The sequence below is a fragment of the Gardnerella phocaeensis genome (assembly GCF_048545075.1).
Taxonomy (GTDB): domain Bacteria; phylum Actinomycetota; class Actinomycetes; order Actinomycetales; family Bifidobacteriaceae; genus Bifidobacterium; species Bifidobacterium vaginale_J.
On sequence record NZ_JBKQXS010000001.1, the window covers coordinates 399303 to 416182 of the forward strand.

The 16880-nt window shown below is 47.8% G+C and carries 15 protein-coding genes and 1 tRNA gene; 11 read left to right on the plus strand and 5 right to left on the minus strand.

The features are described 5' to 3' along the window. Positions 1–60 precede the first annotated feature (60 nt). Positions 61–134 (minus strand) — tRNA-Pro (locus ACJV2T_RS01765). Between the two features lie 273 nt (positions 135–407). On the opposite strand from ACJV2T_RS01765, the gene lysS reads away from it, so the two are divergent. Together lysS and ACJV2T_RS01775 are read left to right on the plus strand one after the other, a co-directional pair. Next, positions 408–2105, plus strand: a complete 1698-nt coding sequence (gene lysS / locus ACJV2T_RS01770; protein WP_415683368.1) for a lysine--tRNA ligase — start codon at positions 408–410, stop codon at positions 2103–2105. A 58-nt stretch (positions 2106–2163) separates the two neighbouring features. Beyond that, positions 2164–2904 carry a phosphoglyceromutase gene (locus ACJV2T_RS01775; RefSeq protein WP_004128801.1) on the plus strand — a complete coding sequence of 247 codons (741 nt, stop codon included), beginning with the start codon at positions 2164–2166 and terminating at the stop codon, positions 2902–2904. A gap of 118 nt (positions 2905–3022) precedes the next feature. Here ACJV2T_RS01775 and phoU read toward each other — a convergent pair whose 3' ends face one another. Then, positions 3023–3703, minus strand: coding sequence for a phosphate signaling complex protein PhoU (gene phoU, locus ACJV2T_RS01780; RefSeq protein ID WP_415683369.1), 681 nt, complete (start codon positions 3701–3703; stop codon positions 3023–3025). Positions 3704–4048: 345 nt separating this feature from the next. Here phoU and ACJV2T_RS01785 point away from each other — a divergent pair, with 345 nt between their 5' ends. Continuing rightward, a complete protein-coding gene (locus tag ACJV2T_RS01785; RefSeq protein WP_419398965.1) occupies positions 4049–5329 on the plus strand; it encodes a sensor histidine kinase in 1281 nt (426 codons plus the stop codon). 95 nt (positions 5330–5424) lie between these two features. Here the strand turns inward: ACJV2T_RS01785 and ACJV2T_RS01790 are convergent, their stop codons facing one another. Further along, positions 5425–5691 carry a DUF2530 domain-containing protein gene (locus ACJV2T_RS01790; protein WP_415687357.1) on the minus strand — a complete coding sequence of 89 codons (267 nt, stop codon included), beginning with the start codon at positions 5689–5691 and terminating at the stop codon, positions 5425–5427. A gap of 185 nt (positions 5692–5876) precedes the next feature. On the opposite strand from ACJV2T_RS01790, the gene ACJV2T_RS01795 reads away from it, so the two are divergent. From ACJV2T_RS01795 to ACJV2T_RS01805, 3 genes are all read left to right on the plus strand, one after another. Beyond that, on the plus strand, positions 5877–7028 hold the full coding sequence (locus ACJV2T_RS01795; protein ID WP_419398966.1) for a CHAP domain-containing protein: 1152 nt from the start codon (positions 5877–5879) through the stop codon (positions 7026–7028). Between the two features lie 188 nt (positions 7029–7216). After that, positions 7217–7939 (plus strand): C40 family peptidase, encoded by a 723-nt coding sequence (locus tag ACJV2T_RS01800; protein WP_419398967.1) that lies wholly within the window; start codon positions 7217–7219, stop codon positions 7937–7939. A gap of 147 nt (positions 7940–8086) precedes the next feature. Next, a complete protein-coding gene (locus ACJV2T_RS01805) occupies positions 8087–9112 on the plus strand; it encodes a universal stress protein (RefSeq protein WP_004105206.1) in 1026 nt (341 codons plus the stop codon). A gap of 512 nt (positions 9113–9624) precedes the next feature. Here ACJV2T_RS01805 and ACJV2T_RS01810 read toward each other — a convergent pair. Continuing rightward, complete coding sequence (locus ACJV2T_RS01810; protein WP_472850114.1) at positions 9625–10917, minus strand: glycosyltransferase; 1293 nt, start codon at positions 10915–10917, stop codon at positions 9625–9627. A gap of 173 nt (positions 10918–11090) precedes the next feature. Further along, entirely contained in the window at positions 11091–11510 is a 420-nt protein-coding gene (locus ACJV2T_RS01815) for an OsmC family protein (protein ID WP_419398969.1), read from the minus strand. A gap of 429 nt (positions 11511–11939) precedes the next feature. Here ACJV2T_RS01815 and ACJV2T_RS01820 point away from each other — a divergent pair, with 429 nt between their 5' ends. The 5 genes from ACJV2T_RS01820 (at position 11940) to ACJV2T_RS01840 (ending at position 16735) form a co-directional block, all read left to right on the plus strand. Then, positions 11940–12812, plus strand: a complete 873-nt coding sequence (locus ACJV2T_RS01820) for a thymidylate synthase (RefSeq protein WP_004105202.1) — start codon at positions 11940–11942, stop codon at positions 12810–12812. A 114-nt stretch (positions 12813–12926) separates the two neighbouring features. Continuing rightward, positions 12927–13592, plus strand: a complete 666-nt coding sequence (locus tag ACJV2T_RS01825; protein ID WP_419398970.1) for a dihydrofolate reductase — start codon at positions 12927–12929, stop codon at positions 13590–13592. Positions 13593–13657: 65 nt separating this feature from the next. Further along, the gene (locus tag ACJV2T_RS01830; RefSeq protein ID WP_410294765.1) at positions 13658–14206 is read left to right on the plus strand and encodes a low molecular weight protein-tyrosine-phosphatase; all 549 of its coding nucleotides are present in this window, start codon (positions 13658–13660) and stop codon (positions 14204–14206) included. 303 nt (positions 14207–14509) lie between these two features. Further along, positions 14510–15877, plus strand: a complete 1368-nt coding sequence (locus ACJV2T_RS01835) for a dipeptidase (RefSeq protein WP_419398971.1) — start codon at positions 14510–14512, stop codon at positions 15875–15877. Between the two features lie 219 nt (positions 15878–16096). Then, positions 16097–16735, plus strand: a complete 639-nt coding sequence (locus ACJV2T_RS01840; RefSeq protein ID WP_419398972.1) for a DUF3043 domain-containing protein — start codon at positions 16097–16099, stop codon at positions 16733–16735. Positions 16736–16880: the final 145 nt, after the last annotated feature.

Sequence of the window (16880 nt, forward strand, 5' to 3'; positions counted from 1 at the left end):
CGAAATTGCGTGTGCGTGTGCGTGTGCGTTGAGGGGGGGCATAATGCCAAAAATCAAAAGTCGGGCTGGCGGGATTTGAACCCGCGGCCTCTTCGTCCCGAACGAAGCGCGCTACCAAACTGCGCTACAGCCCGATGCTGAAACTCGCGAAACGTATGCGCATAAAAGTTCCAACAACGTCCGTAATGTTACAGGTTGGCTAATACAAATTATTGTAAAGCGTGTGCAAGTCGCGCAAAGCAAGCCGCGCAAAGTAAGTCTCGCGCAAGCATATTGCGTACAAGCTGCGGAATCCCTTCGTAAACATATTACAAATTATCGCTACAGCTTTTGTGTAAACATATTACAAATTAGCACTGCAAGCCGCGTACAAAACCTGTATTACCTACTGGCTACAATTAGCGTTTATGACTGACACCAATACTGCAATGTCTGCAGCGCAAAATGCCGCAGAATCTGCCGCTAAAAATGCAGCAGAAAACGAAGCAACAGATACCGTCAATGAAATTGACACTGTTGAACATGCCGAAATGTTACTCGCTCAAGACGAGGCAATCGCCAAGCGCGTAAACGAAGGCGCAAGCCTGGATGAAGCAATCGACCCAAGCAATAAAGAATTTGGTCCACAAGCTCATCCTGAGCAGGTACAGATGCGCGTTGCTAAGCGCGCAATGATGCTTAAGGAGGGCGTGCAGCCTTATCCTGTGCATCTTAACGTTACTGATACTATCGAGCAGGTTCGTAAGCAGTTCGATGGCAAGCTTGAAGCTGGCGAAGAAACCGATACCGAGGTTGGTATTGCAGGTCGCGTGCTTTTCTTGCGTAACGCTGGCGGCTTGTGCTTCGTTAAGCTTTCTGCCGGTGACGGTACTACGATTCAGGCGATGGTTTCTAAGAAGGAAATTGGCGAAGAATCCATTAAAAGCTTCAAGCAGATGGTGGATTTGGGAGATCACTTGTACGTGCGCGGTCGCGTGATTTCTTCCAAGACCGGCGAGCTTTCCGTATTCGCAACCGAGTGGGCGATTGCAGCTAAGGCTTTGCAGCCGCTTCCAGCTTTGCACAAGGAATTAAGCGACGACACTCGTACGCGCAAGCCTTATATTGGCATGATTGCGGACGAGAAGATTCGCGATATGGTTCGCAGGCGTTCGCGCGCTGTGGCTTCGCTTCGCCGCACTTTCGAAACCCACGACTTCTTGGAAGTCGAAACTCCAATGTTGCAAACGGTTCACGGTGGCGCTGCTGCTCGTCCGTTCACAACTCACATGAACGCTTTCGACATTGACCTTTACTTGCGCATTGCGCCTGAACTTTTCTTGAAGCGCTGCTTGGTTGGTGGCATCGACCGCGTGTTCGAAATCAACCGCGATTTTAGAAACGAAGGCGTGGACGCAACTCACGCTCCAGAGTTTACAATGCTTGAGGCTTACCAGGCTTACGGCACTTACGATACGATTGGCGATCTTACTAAGGAGCTGATTCAGAAGGCTGCTATTGACGCTTTCGGTTCCACTAAAGTGACTTTGCTTAATGGCGAAGAGTACGATTTTGGCGGCGAGTGGAAGCAGATTACCATGTACGGCTCGCTTTCTGAGGCTTTAGGTGAGGAGATTACTCCGGAAACTTCCGTTGAGCATTTGGGCGCGATTGCGGACAAGCTTGGAGTTGAGCGCGACGAAGTTGAGAATCACGGCAAGTTGGTTGAGCACTTGTGGGAGCACTTCTACGAGGATAAGCTTTACGCGCCAACGTTTGTGCGCGACTTCCCAGTGGAGACCAGCCCGCTTGTTAAGGGTCACCGCACTAAGCCTGGAATGGTTGAAAAGTGGGATTTGTACGTGCGCGGCTTTGAGCTTGCAACCGGCTACTCCGAGCTTAACGATCCTGTTGTGCAGCGCGAGCGCTTTGTTGCTCAAGCTAAGGATGCTTTGGCTGGAGACGTTGAGGCAATGGATATTGACGAGGACTTCATTGAGGCTCTCGGCGTCGGCATGCCTCCTGCTGGCGGCATGGGAATGGGTATTGATCGCTTGCTGATCGCTCTTACGGGCGCAACTATTCGCGAGACGATTACGTTCCCACTCGTGAAGCCACTTCGCTAGTTGACTCAAAGTCAAAGTTAATGTGTGTAGTCGTACGAAACGAATAGACTAGGTAATTATGACATACAAATTAGTATTGCTCCGACATGGTCAGAGCGCATGGAATAAGACCAATCAGTTCACTGGTTGGGTTGATGTACCGCTGACTGAGCAGGGTGTTGAGGAAGCTAAGCATGGTGGCGAGCTTCTTAAAGAGAAGAACGTTCTTCCAGACATCGTGTTCACTTCTTTGCTTCGTCGCGCTATCAACACCGCGAATTACGCGCTTGATGCAGCCGACCGCCTTTGGATTCCAGTTCGTCGCAGCTGGCGTTTGAACGAGCGTCACTATGGTGCTTTGCAAGGTAAGAACAAGTCTGAGATTCGTCAGGAATATGGCGATGAGAAGTTCATGATTTGGCGTCGTTCTTACGCAACTCCACCTCCTGAGATCGATCCAAACGATGAGTATTCTCAGACGAATGATCCTCGTTACGCAGGTGATCCAGTTCCAGAAACTGAAGCTTTGGCAAACGTTGTGACTCGCGTAACTCCTTACTGGGAGTCGGATATTATTCCAGAGCTTAAGTCCGGCAAGACTGTAATGATTGCTGCTCACGGCAACAGCTTGCGCGCAATCGTTAAGATGCTCGACGGTTTGAGCGAGGAAGAGATTTCCAAGGTGAACATTCCAACCGCTATTCCTCTGCTTTACGAGTTGGATGAGAACTTCAAGCCAATCAAGCCTCGCGGTGAGTATTTGGATCCAGAAGCTGCTGCTGCCGGTGCTGCCGCTGTGGCTGCTCAGGGTCAGAAGTGAGATTCTAATTCGCTGGCTTTGGTTTGCTTAAGTTAGCTTTTAAAATAAAAGTAGGTTTGCAATTAATTTGCAGACCTACTTTTTTAATCAACTACTTTCGCTACTTAATCCATGCGCTTTACGCTACAACCGTGTCTTTATCTGGCTCCGGCTTCTTGGACGGATCGAATCCGGAAACAATAAACACAATTTGCCTTGCGACGGCAACGCAATGATCCCCAATTCGCTCAATAAAGCGGCTAAGCAGAACGACATCAATCAACTGCCTGCGCGTACCCTTCCAATTTTCGCCTTCTACCAGCTCAAAAATCTTCTCGTGCAATTTGTCGAGCGCATCGTCGCCAGCAATAATAGTTTCCGCCATTTGCACATCGCGATTTGCAACCATAGTTGTTAAGCGGCCTGACAGTTCGCGCAAGAAATCAACCATTGCAACAATAGTTTCGCGTCCTTCTTGCGCAATAGCAGATTCAGGCCAGGTTCGTCTAGTAATTTGAGCGATATGACTTGTTAAATCTCCCATGCGTTCAAACGTTGCAGCTAATCGCATTGTAGCTACAACTTCGCGCAAGTCCGTTGCAACTGGGTTTTGGCGCGCAAGCAAAGTCAAGCATTGGTCAATAGTGCTTGCTTCTAAGGCGTCTAAGTCTGCGTCTTTATCGATAACAGTTTGAGCAGCTTCCAAATCCGCGTTTAAAAGCGCGCTTCCAGCATCGTTCATAGCTTTTGCTACAAGTTCTGCCATGCGTTCGAGGTTTGAAGCAATCGCCTTCATTTCTTCGTTGAAAATTACTCGCATGGTGCGTCCTTTCTCAGTGCTGTGAGTTTATTCGAACGCCTAGTTTGCACATCGCTATAAGTCAGGCATCCTATGTAATTATAGACGACGCTGGTAACGAAGCGACCGAAACTTTACAGCGGTGTAAAGAAACTGCCGTTTTTTCGCGCGCAAACGACCTTTTCTTTACACGAGCGTAAAGTTTCTGCCGTTTTCTCGCTTTAATCCGACCGAAACTTTACAGCGGTGTAAAGTTTCTGTCGTTTTTTGGCGCGTAGCCGACCTTTACTTTACAGCCGTGTAAAGTTTATGCCGCTTTTTAGTTGCATAGTTACAAAAGCGCGCAAAGTATGAGATTATAGGAGTATGCCTCAAGGTTCTTCTGCGGTTGTGATCGTTGTATTTGTTGCTTTCGGCGTGCTTGCGTTGTGCGTTGTGCTTTCGTTGTGTGTGTTGATGTCGGATTGGTTTTCTACAGTTTTGCGTCTTTTTAAGCGAGCGTTTAATTATATTCGTGGCGCAAAGTATGGCGCAAAGTATGGCGAAACCGACGACATAACCGACGACATCAGCGACAACCCAAGCGACAACGCAAGTGATGACATCAGCGACGACGCGTCCCAAGTTTTGGCAATGCTCGACATGCCAACTGTTGTAATTGATGCCAACAATGACGTAATTCGCGCAAGCTCCGAGGCTTATTTGCTGGGTGTCGTTAGCGATGATTCGTTATGCCAGCCTCGCGTTCTTCAAGCTGTTAATTCCGTGCGAGCTTCTGGCGGATTCGAGCGCTTCTCTTTGGTTACTTCGACCCCTGAGCGTTATGTGTCAATAACTGCAAATCCTCAAGAGTCAACCACTGTTTCGCGCCCTAATTGGCTTACTGTTACGGCTGGAAGCATTGGAGGCGGTATCGTAGTTGTAATTATTGAGGATACGAGTGCAGCTCACCGTTTTGCGCAAACTCGCGATGACTTTATTTCCAACGTTTCTGAGCAGTTAATGCAATCTACTCGCAACTTAACTCAGCTTACGAAAGTTTTGCAAAACGAACAGGTATCTGCGCAAAAAATTAAAGATATTGCGCAAATTGCCGGTAAATCTTCTAAGAAACTTGAGCACATGCTTGAAGATTTGTTGTGGCTGGTTCGCGCTCAAAATCCTATTGACCTAGATTCTGCGCAAGTATTTTCTTTGAATGATGTTTTGTCGTATGTGCAAAATCAAGTTGCTGCGTTTGCTAAGGATTGTTGCGTACGTGTTGTGTCAAAAGTCGATTCGCGCTTATGCGTGCGCGGTGAAATTTCGCAAATTCAAGCTGCAGTACGGAAATTAGTTGAGAATGCAATTACGTATTCTCCAAAAAATTCTACGGTTTCGCTATCTGCGTCGCTATCTACAGATGGTCAATACGTTGTGATCCGTGTTGTAGATCGCGGAGTTGGCATTGATTTGCAAGATCAGTCGCGAATTTTTGAACGATTCTATCGTGCGAATAATCAAAATAGTCAAAGCCAGGATGGCGTTGGTTTAGGGCTTGCAATTGCTAAGCATGTGGCACTTACGCACCACGGAAATATTACGCTTTGGAGTATGCCGGGGCAGGGTACTACCGTAAGTTTTGCGCTACCGATTGCAAGTAAATAAGCAGCAGGTAAGTAAGTAGCAAGTAGCAAGTAAATAATTCAGCAGGTAAGTAAGTAGTAAGTAGCAAGTTAGCAAATCAGCAAATCAGCAATAAACTATTTTCCTAAGCGCCTGTAGTCCCATCGGTCAAAATGTTCCCAAATTAATAGCAGAATGCCAATAATTGTTCCCGATGCGCAAAACAACACAGGAAACCAAGTCGTAATATGCAATAACGCAACGATAAGCGCAATTATTGTTGCGACTAACCACGCAATCGTTCCTATAGAAAAAACCTTTCGCAAATCAACGCGCAGCGGTTTTGGTGCTGCTTTTCGTGCATCAGGATTAACTATAGGTGCAAATTTCATACTTCCAACCATACAACTTACCGAAGTCTAAGTGTGACAATGGCAGCTTAAGCGCGAAAATTAGCGGATTTAGGCTGTATGTGTTTCTTACATCCTAACCACGTTGTAACCTTTCACATAGAAGATTGAAAGAAAGTCAGTTGGGGGTGTAGCGTTTGTGCGCTGCGTTCCACGTTTAACGTAAGAAAGTGATTAGTATGAGACATGCTGCACATGGTGCCACAAAAGCAAAGAGGCGTGGTGATTCGCCGCTTTCGCTGTTTGTAGCTCAGCATGGAGCGCATGGTGTTCATGGTGCGCATAGTGTGCGCGGTATGCGTTCTGTTCAAGCTAATCGTGTTAGTGAGCGTTTGGCTGCGGTTGCTACTAGCAATGGTGCTGTTGTAGAACTTCCGGAAGCTGTTTCTGAGCGTTTGCAGGAGCTTGTTCCTCAAAGCAGACGTGCGCTTAGGTTGTCTAAACTTGCTAATGAGCGTCGTCGCAATTTAATACTTTCGGCTTCTCTTGTTGCAATGGTTGGTACTGTTGCAGCTACTATGGCTTTAACTAAGGTTAATAGTTTTGATGCTCGCGCTTCTGAATTTGAGCCGTCTATGACTGCAGTTGGCGACGCATCTTCAACTGTTTCGCGTTCTAGCCAGCGCGAGTCGCTTGATCCTATGGCGACTATTAATAACGCTGTTGACTCTATTGAGAATGCTGCTAAAAAATCGCATACGGACTCTGCTGATGCTGCAAATAGCGCGAATGAAAATAGTCCTGCTCGCTCGGATTCGAAGCATGAAAACTTAGCCAATAAGGTTGCTAATTCAGTACAACCTGGCACTTTTTCTACTGTATCTTCAAAGTCTGATTCGTGGAATTTAGGTTCTGATTCAGGCTTTAATATTGCGGAAATGTCGCGTTCTGCTGCGAATAATCCTAAAGTTGCTTTGTTGATGGATAAAGACTTTGACGTTTTGCCGAAGGGCTTTAATCCAAATCACGCAACTGGGGATACCGGTAACGCGTATGAGTTCAGCCAATGCACGTGGTGGGTGTATATTCGCCGCCATCAGTTAGGTTTGCCTGTTGGCTCGCATTTTGGCAACGGAAATATGTGGGCTGATTCTGCGCGCAGTCTTGGCTATTGGGTAGATAATTCCGCTCGTCACGTTGGCGATATTATGGTGTTCCGTTCAGGTCAGGCTGGTTCTGATCCGTTCTACGGGCACGTTGCAGTTGTTGAAAAAATTAATTCAGACGGTTCTATTGAAACTTCTGAATGTGGCGCTTCTTACCAAGGACGAACTTTCTCGCGCAAGTTTGACGCTAAGGAAGTTTCTCAATATCAGTTTATTCATTACTAAAGCTGCATTGCTGAAGCTGAATTATCAAAGCGTATTACTGAAGCTGCATTACTAAAGCTAATTATCAAGGCGCATTACTGAAGCTTTGTTACTAAAGCTGCTTTGTTTGTTACTAAAATCAGTTTGTTTACTACTGGCGTTGCTAATTTCTTTCGTATGTAATACCCCGATGATATACTGCAAAAAGTATGCTAAAACAAAGTAGAATTTTCTCAGTTTTTGTATCAGCTGTCGCAGCAGCTTCAATGCTTACTGTTATGGCGCCATTCGCCATGGCAGAGTCTTCGCATGAGCTTTCCGAGTCAGCTGTCACTTCTACGCGCGCATTTCCAAAGGTGACGAATGTGCGTCGCGATATTTTAACTGAATCCACTTCTACTGATGTCGATGCAAATTCTCATTGGGGTGGCATAGAAAGCTTGAATGTGCCTCAAACTAAGACTCCTAGCGAACAAGCTGCTGAAGTGGCACGCCGTGCTTTTGCTGGAAATGCTGCTGCAAGCCGTTCTGGTTTCCGCAGTGGTGTTGAGCAGGTTCCTCTTGCTTCTGTAGTTCCTCCTGACGATAAGTCTGTTGCTTCTCTTTTGAATTTTGCTACTCAATTCTTAGGCAAAGTACCGTATCGCAGCGGTGGCAATACTCCTGCTGGATGGGATTGCTCTGGTTTTGTGCAGTATGTTTTTGCTAGTGTTGGTGTTTCTTTGCCTCGTACTTCTGGAGCGCAGGCGACTGTCGGAACTCCAATCCCAAGTTTGGCTCAAGCGCAGCCTGGAGACATTATCGCGAATGCGCAGCATGCTTCTATTTATGTTGGTAACGGCATGGTAATTAATTCGCAGCTTGCTGGCACTAAGTACGATCCTATCCGCTACGTGTTCCCAGGCTCATACTCTATTCGTCGCGTTCTGTAGTTTCTGTAGTTTCTGTAGCTTCTGTGGCTTCTGTAGTCATATATCGCAAAACTGCCAACACTCAATCTAAAATTACGCTACAATAGTATTTACAAGTTGTGCGCGAGTGACGCTGCTGTCGCGAGTGCAAGTATGAGGAGGTTGGCAATGATCCCAGAAAAAGCTGTATTGGTTGGAGTTGACGGCTCACACGCGAGCTATAAAGCGGTTTGGTGGGCTGCAAATTACGCAAAGCATGCTGGGTTGCAATTGCAAATTGTTTGCGCTTATTCGTTGCCAAGTTATGCTGCTGTTTCTTTTGATGCCACTTACACTGCGATTGGTGACGATAATGCAGCTCATCACGATGCGCAAGAAATTCTATCTAAAGCAAAAGCTGTTGCTCTTGAGCAGGGTGTTGACGCGACTACGCTAATTGTTACGGGCGATCCTTCTTCGGTTTTCGTGGAGCTTTCTCGTAACTATCAGCTTATTGTGATTGGTAATCGTGGCAAAGGTGGCTTGGCAGAGCGTTTGCTCGGCACAACTAGTTCTTCGCTTCCAGCTTATGCGTATTGCCCAATTGTGGTTGTGCCTTACACTGACGATGACGGTCAGCGTATTCACTTGAATAACACGATTACGCGTGTGGCTGTTGGTTCTGACGAGTCAAAGTGGGGACTTAAAGCTCTTGAAATTGCGGCTGATTTGGCGGATAGCTGGCATGCTGAGCTTGATGTTATTTCCGCAGTGCCAAGAGTGCAAGGTGCTGAGGGTGATACCGCTGTTATGGGCTCGTATATGGAGGATCTTGAGGAGCGCGTGAAGCCAATTTTGCAGCGTTTGCCGGATTTGCAAATTCATCGAACTGTTGTGCCTGGTTCTGCTGTTGAAGCTTTGACTCAAGCTAGTTTGAATCATGATCTTGTGGTTGTTGGTTCTCGCGGTCGCGGTGGCTTTACCGGTTTGCTGCTTGGCTCGATTAGTCAGGGATTGTTGCAGCATTCTTCGAGGCCTGTGTACGTTGTGCCGCGCAAGTATGTGGAATTTAGTGCAGCTCAGGTTGCGGCAGCGCAAAAGCAGCATTCTGAAGCGTCTATTGACGATATTTCCGGAGTGCATGAGGTTGATGTGCCGAAGGCTGGTAAAGAAGCTGCTAAGGAGATTGAGCAAACAATCGATCCGCTGCGATAACGCTACGTCTGCCTGGGATAACGCTCGCGTTGCTGCGCTTGCTGTGCTGCGCTCAAGCATGTCGTCGCGCGCGCAGTCGCTCATCCGCACTAGTAACGAAAAACGGCAGAAACTGTGCGCGTGTGTAAAATAAAGGTCGTCTACGCACTAAAAAACGACCAAAACTGTGCAGCCGTGTACAGTTTATGCCGCGAGCGCAAGAAAATCCGACCAAAACTTTGCAACGGTGTAAAGGAAAAGTCGTTTGCACGCTAAAAAACGACCAAAACTGTGCAGCCGTGTACAGTTTATGCCGCGAGCGCAAGAAAATCCGACAGAAACTGTGCAGCCGTGTAAAGTTTATGCCGCGAGCGCAAGAAAATCCGACCAAAACTTTACAACGGTGTAAAGGAAAAGTCGTTTGCACGCTAAAAAACGACCAAAACTTTACAGCTGTGTACAGTTTATGCCGTCTACGCGTTGTGCTGAGCTCAAGCACGTCGTCGTGCCAGCGTTTGGAGCGCGCAAGTCATCTAGTTTTGCGGCTCTTGCGGCTCTTTCGTCTCTTGCGACTTCGCTTCAGTATTCTCGCGCTTTTTCAGCATAAAACGCGCGCGCCTGGCATCTCGCTTAGCTTTCTTTTCAGCGAGCTTTTCCTTGTTCATCTCAATTGCGCGCTTGTAAATCTTAAGCAGCTCAAGCGCTTGGCTCTTAAAATCGTTATTCTTCGAATACTCGAGCACGTTCGCCTTAAGCTGAGCCTGCTCAGCCTCACTCATATTCAAAACTTTACTAAAAACAGCCTTAAAATCTTCCTTAGTATCCCACTGATACCCGTTTTGACCGCTAATAATCTGCTTCTCATTCGGCACATCATGCTTTACAAGCGCAAACAGACCGGAAGCCATTGCCTCTAACATCGAAAGTGAGTGCATTTCGGAAAGTGAAGCGGTTGTGTAGTAGTCCATTGCGTGCAAATACTTTGGAATTTCCGTGTGAGCAATAGGTCCAAGCAAGCAAATTCTGTCGTCAAAACCATTATCTGCCACGCGCTTGCGCAACGATTCCAAATCAGGACCGCCGCCAATAACAAATAAGCGCGCCTTTTCGCGAGGAAAATCGCAATACATAAAGTTGTCAATTAATTCTGAAATATTTTTTTCAGCGCCGATTCTACCAACGAAAACAAACAGCTTAGTAGAGTCAGAAACGCCATATTTTTCGCGGAAAGCTTTGCGGAATGCAAGTCGCTCAGGCGTTGGTAGGAACTTTTTATATTCCACAGCGTTATTCAGCACAATCACTTTTTTATCAACCTTTTGACGGTCAATATATGCCTGTGCTTTAGGAGACATGCTCGTAATAATTGTGGCATTTTTCGAGAATCGCATAAAATATTTCGCCGAAATATTGCGAGAGAACTCAGTAAAATGCTTTAAGCCAATGTAAAACAGGAATTTATCGTATTCTGTGTGAAGCGTGTAAATAACGGGAATGTGCTCTTTTTTTGCTACTTCCAAGCCGATTTCGCCAATGCCAAATTCGTTTTGAATATGAATAACATCCGGCTTAAATTTAAGAGGAAGTTGCTTTCGCATGTGACCAATCGGAAGCGCAACGCGGTATTTGTAAAGCTTTTTAAGCAATATTCCCGGAACGTAAACAACTCCATCTTCAAGCTTGGTTTTGCGCTGTTTTTCGGAGCCGACCGTGACTACTAGCACTTCATGCCCAAGCTCTTCATACATCTTTTTGAGCATGTAAGACTGTGTTGCGACGCCATTTATGTACGGTGGATACGTTTCGGTAAAAATAGCGATTTTCAAAGTTTCCTCCGGTTGCATACATGCATGCGTAGCGTCATTATTGCGCAAATATCTTGTGTACTCAATTGTGCCACACGTGGTGAATTTTAGTGTGATTTTAGTGTGATTTTAGTGCAAGTTTAGTGCAATTTTAGTGCAAGTTTAGTGCGATTTTTCGCGACTTTTGGCTTATTCTAGCTGCGAACCGTAACGTTTACGCTAACTTGCGCGCCTTTTTCGAGAGTATGTTTAACAGTACAACCCCTGGAAATGTGGCGTTCCATGCGCTCTTTTAGTGCGGACACATCTTCCTGGCTGAGTGCAGGTTTTGCGCAAGTTGCGTCAAGAGTGACGTCTTCTTGAAAACGCAAGTACGTGCCTTCTTCCGCGTCGTACGTGCCGTTTACTACAACTCGCGCTCCAGCGCCCTCGCCAATAGCGTGTTCTGCAGCGTACTGGCTGCTAAGAGCTGTGCAACCAGCTAAAGCGATTTGCATTAATTCAACTGGGTTGAACATGCCTTCGCCGTGACCAAACTTCAAGCTCACACCGTCGTCGCTGTGTGCTTCCCAAGTGCCGTCCTCATTGCGCTCTACCCATAATCTTCTAGACATTTTTGCTCCTTTGCTGTAGTCGTATTTGTTCATGTTATCGTAAGGATTGTAACTTTGCGCTCGATTGTCGCGCTTACAGGTCGTGTAAGTAAACAAAGTCGGGGAGGTGTTCTTGGTTTTGTGGATTTACAGGTCGTGTAAGTAAACAAAGTTGGGGAGGTGTTCTTGGTTTTGTGGATTTACAGGTCGTGTAAGTAAACAAAGTTGGGGAGGTGTTCTTGGTTTTGTGGATTTAGGTACCAGATAGGTAAACAAAGTCGGGGACGTGTTCTTGGTTTTGTGGACTTAGAGGTCGTGTAAGTAAACAAAGTCGGGGAAGATTTTACGCTACGTAACGCTCAATCGTTGAAGCTAGCGTTTTGCGTGGTAAGCATATGGTTTTACGAGCGCGATTCTTTAAATTTATTAGCGCTTTGTTAACATGGCAGCATGGCTTTAACAGAAGAAGAACTTGCCGCAATTCGCGCGCGCGTACCACAAAAACCGCTTTCCAGCATCCCAACTCCTTACGAGGATTTAGTGCGAAAAATCCTTACGGAAGGCACTTTAAAATCTGATCGCACAGGCACTGGCACAATCTCGCTTTTTGGTCAGCAAATCCGCTTCGACATTAGCAAATATTTCCCGCTTATCACCACGAAAACCGTGTTTTTCAAAGGACTTGCGTACGAGTTGCTTTGGTTCCTTAAGGGTTCGAGTAACGTGCGTTGGTTGCAGGAAAATGGCGTTCACATCTGGGACGAGTGGGCGGATGAAAATGGCGATTTGGGCCCTGTTTACGGCGTGCAATGGAGGAGTTGGCCGGCGCCGACCGCGGAAAATCCAAATCGCACAATCGATCAAATCGCAAACGTTCTGGATCTTATGAAGAATCACCCAGATTCTCGTCGCATGATTGTTAGCGCTTGGAATCCTGCGGAAGTTGAACATATGGCGTTGCCGCCTTGCCACTCGCTTTTCCAGTTCTACGTTGCCGACGGCAAGCTCTCGTGCCAGCTTTACCAGCGTTCTTGCGATATGTTCCTCGGCGTGCCGTTTAATATTGCGTCTTACTCGCTTTTGACGATGATGATGGCTCAGCAGGCAGGTTTGGAGCCGGGTGAGTTCGTGTGGACGGGCGGCGATTGCCATATTTACGATAATCACGTTGAGCAGGTGCTTGAGCAGCTTTCGCGCGAGCCATACCCGTATCCGCAGCTTGAAATTCGTAAGGCGGATTCGATTTTTGACTACGATTACAGCGATTTTAAGGTGGTTGATTACAAGCATCATCCGACGATTAAAGCGCCTGTTGCGGTGTGATTGGTTGCGGTGTGATTGGTTGCGGTGTGATTGGTTGCGTATTTGTTTAGCGGTTTCGGCTTTATTTGGCTTGTTATAGAGGATTTTGCTTGATTTAGCGTGTGAGGTGCGTATATGGCAAACAGCGTGTCGCATAATTTCCCTGTGCGACTGATTTGGGGCGAGGCTTTTGGTTTGGACGGCAAGCCCGGCGCGATGGGCGTAAACGGAGGCATGCCGTGGCGACTTTCGCCGGATTTGCGCTATTTTAAGGCGATGACTATCGGCTGCCCTGTGATTATGGGTCGTGGCACGTGGGATGCGATGCCGCCGAAGTTCCGTCCGCTGCCTGGGCGTGAAAATATTGTTGTTACGCATAATCCTGATTTTGTGGCGGATGGTGCGCGTAGTTTTACTAGCATTGACGCGGCTTTGAATTATGCGCGCGAATGGCTGGAAAATAGGGAAGCGCTGGAAAATAGGGAAACGCTTGAAAATCAGGAAAGCGCATCTCAAGACGCATCTCAAGACTTGCCGCAAGACGGACGCGCAATCTGGGTTCTTGGCGGCGCTGCGATTTTGCGCGAAATGCTCGCGAATTATCATGCGGACGCAGCTTACGTAACGCAAATCGATGCGAAAGTTGCAGCGGACACGTTTGCTCCGAACATTCATGCATTGGTTGATGCAGGAAAATGGCATGTTGCGCGCGAAGGCGAGTTTGAGGAAGCGCCGCTGAAGGTTGGTAGCGAAAGCAATCCTGCGCGATACCGGTTTATGGTATATGAGCCTGCGCAGTAAACAAGAAACCGCAAAGTAAACGAGAATCGCAAAATAAACGAAAATCGCAAAGTAAACGAGGAAATATGACTGAAGAATCAAGCAAAATCAAGGTCGACGCGCGTCACCCATATACCGTTATGACGGTTTGCACAGGCAATATTTGTCGCTCGCCAATGGCGGAAATCGTGTTGCGCAACGAGTTTCAATTGAGGGGATTGGGCGACGTCGTTGCCGTGCGTTCCAGCGGTGTAAGCGACGAAGAGTACGGAAATCCGATTGACCGCCGCGCGCAAAGGGAATTAACTAAGCGCGGATACAGGCTTCCTGCTTCGCATTTTGCGCATCGAATTGAAGCGGATGAGATTGCGGAAACGAACCTGTTTTTGCCGATGACGGCTTCGCATATGCGTTCGCTTTTGCGTTTGCTGCCGCCACAAAAGCGCGAACTTGTGCACATGTACCGCGCGTTTGATCCGTCGCTTCCTAAGCCGCAGCCGGGTCGCGAGATGTTGCTCGACTTGGCAGATCCGTGGTACGGAGGTCCTCGCGAATTTGAGGTTGCGATGGATCAGGTTGAGCAGTGCGCGCCTTATATCGTCGATTGGGTTGCCGCGCGCATTGAGAGGGCTTGAAAGCGGCAGAAACTTTACGTGCGTGTGCAGTTTATGTCGTTTGCGCGTCAAATAGCGGCAGAAACTTTACGTGCGTGCGCAGTTTATGTCGTTTGCGCGTCAAATAGCGGCAGAAACTTTACGTGCGTGCGCAGTTTATGTCGTTTGCGCGCGAAAAAGCGGCAGAAACTTTACGCGAGTGTAAAGAAACTGTCTCGCAAGCTGAACAAAGTAGGTCGTCACGTTTGCGAATATAGTTTAAATTTGTAGGTATAGTTTTACAGGCATCAATTACCGCTCTGTTACTTTTAGTTTGGAGGATTTATGGCAGGTTTGGCTGTCGAAGACGTGCGCGCTCGCGTGCAGGACGCTTGGAATGACGTAGTTTCCGTGCTGAATAAGAAGATTTCGCTGGCTGCGGTGTCGGCTAAGGGCATTGCTGGCGAGCATATGCAAAAGTCCGCGCAATACGTGGCTGGGGTATTGCGTGAGGTTGGTATTGACGCGCGCGTCGAGCAGTCCACGAATCCGGACGGCACTCCAGGAGCTTTCGAAGTGGTCGGTTCGCGCATCGTAAACCCAAGCGCGCCAACGGTTTTGCTCTACGCGCATCACGATGTGCAGCCAGTGCCGGACCCATCCGAGTGGGAAACCAACCCATTTGAAGGCACAGAGCGCGACGGTCGCCTCTACGGACGCGGCTCAGCCGACGACGGCGGCGGAATCGCAATTCACTACGGAGCTTTGCGCGCGCTAAGCGACGATTTGCGCGTAAATATTAAGGTTTTCATCGAAGGCGAAGAAGAGATGGGCTCGCCAAGCTTCATCCCGTTCATTGAATCGCATAAAGACGAGTTCGAATCCGACGTAATCATCGTGGCTGATTCGGGTAACTGGTCCGCCGAAATCCCAAGTCTTACAACGAGTTTGCGCGGAAATACAGACGTAGACGTAAAGGTTAAAGTGCTCGGCCATCAAGTGCATTCCGGACAGTTTGGTGGTCCGATTTTGGACGCTTACACGCTCGCTTCCATGCTTATTGCCTCGCTTTACAACGAAGCTGGCGATTTGGCAGTTCCAGGAATTGAAGCTCAGGAGCCGGTTGGCGGTTTGCAGCGCGATTTGGACGAAGCGCAAGTGCGTGCCGACGCTTCCGTGGTCGATTCTTATAAGCTTGCAGGCACCGGTTCACTCGCCGCGCGCATGTGGACTAAGCCAAGCTTGACGGTAATCGGCATGGACGCGCATCCTGTTGAGGGCAGTTTTAATGTGATTGCGCACGAAACTAAGTTGCGTCTTTCGCTTCGTACCGCGCCTTCGCAGCGTCCGGAAGAAGCGCAAAAAGCTTTGTGCGACTTCTTGGTATCTCACGCGCCTTTTGGTGCAGAAGTTACTGCAGAGCCGATTGATAACGGCATGGGCTGGGCAATGGATCCGGATGCTGTTGCAACGAAGGATGCGCTCGCTTCTATGCGTGATGCTTTTGGCGTGGAGCCGGTAAATAAGGGCGAGGGTGGTTCGATTCCGTTTATTCCGGAACTTCAGCGCATCTTCCCGAAGGCGCAGGTGCTGGTGACGGGTCCGGAAGATCCTAAGTCCAATGCGCACAGTCCGAACGAGTCAATTTCGCTTTCTGGTTTGCGCGGAAATATTGTGACGGAAGCGCTGCTTTTGGATCGATTGGGCGAGTAATTCTGGCTAATTTTGCGCGAAGGCGGCATAAACTTTGCAACGCTGTAAAGTTTCTGCCGCTTTTTGCTGCGTAGCCGGCTTTTTCTTTACACAGCCGCACAGTTTTTGCCGCTTTTGTGGTGATTCCCGATCGAAACTTTACGTTACTGTAAACTTTTTGCCGTTTCTGCCGTTTCCGCCGCGTCTGCATGCGTCTAGTCTGTTGAGTAATCTGCAAACATGACATGGAATCCATTTGCAAAGAAAACTGCCAATAACGAGGGCACATCTACTCCTTCGTTGCAAAAGAAAGTAGCGGATGCAGAATCGTCTGTAGCGACGAAATCTCGCGAAAAGAACGCGCCGACTCCTAAGCGCAACGCTGCTCAGGCGCAAAAGCTTCGCCCGCTAGTGCCGGCAGATCGCAAGGAAAGTGCAAAACGCGCGCGCGCTCGTCTTCGCGAATCCGAGAATTTGCAATACAACGCAATGCGCACTGGCGATTTGGCGCATATGCCAAAAATTGAGCAGCTTCCGTGGCGTGTGTATATTCGCGATTACGTGGATGCTCGAATTAATATTGGCGAGTTTTTCATACCAGTTGCAGTGCTGATTATGATTTGCTTGTTTGCGCTATCTAATTTTGTGATTGTTTATTTTGTTTTCGCAGTGTTCTTGTACGCGTATTTGTTTGCATCTGTAATTGACATGTTTGTTATGTGGCGTAAGTTGCGCAAGGAGCTGATTCGTCGTTTTGGCGATGTGGCTGTGTCGCGCAAATCGCGTTCCGGCATGTACGCATTCAGCCGTGCTATGCAGCTTCGTCGCTGGCGTTTGCCTAAGCCGAGTAGCGCAAAGCGTGGTAACTGGCCGAAGTAAGTGCAAAAGTAACTGCACAAGTAAGTGCGCAAGTAATTGCACAAGTAAGTGCGCAAGTAATTGCACAAGTAATTGCAAATTTATTAATATTTGCACAAGCTACTATTATTATTTGAGATACTCAAAATAACGCGAATATCATGGG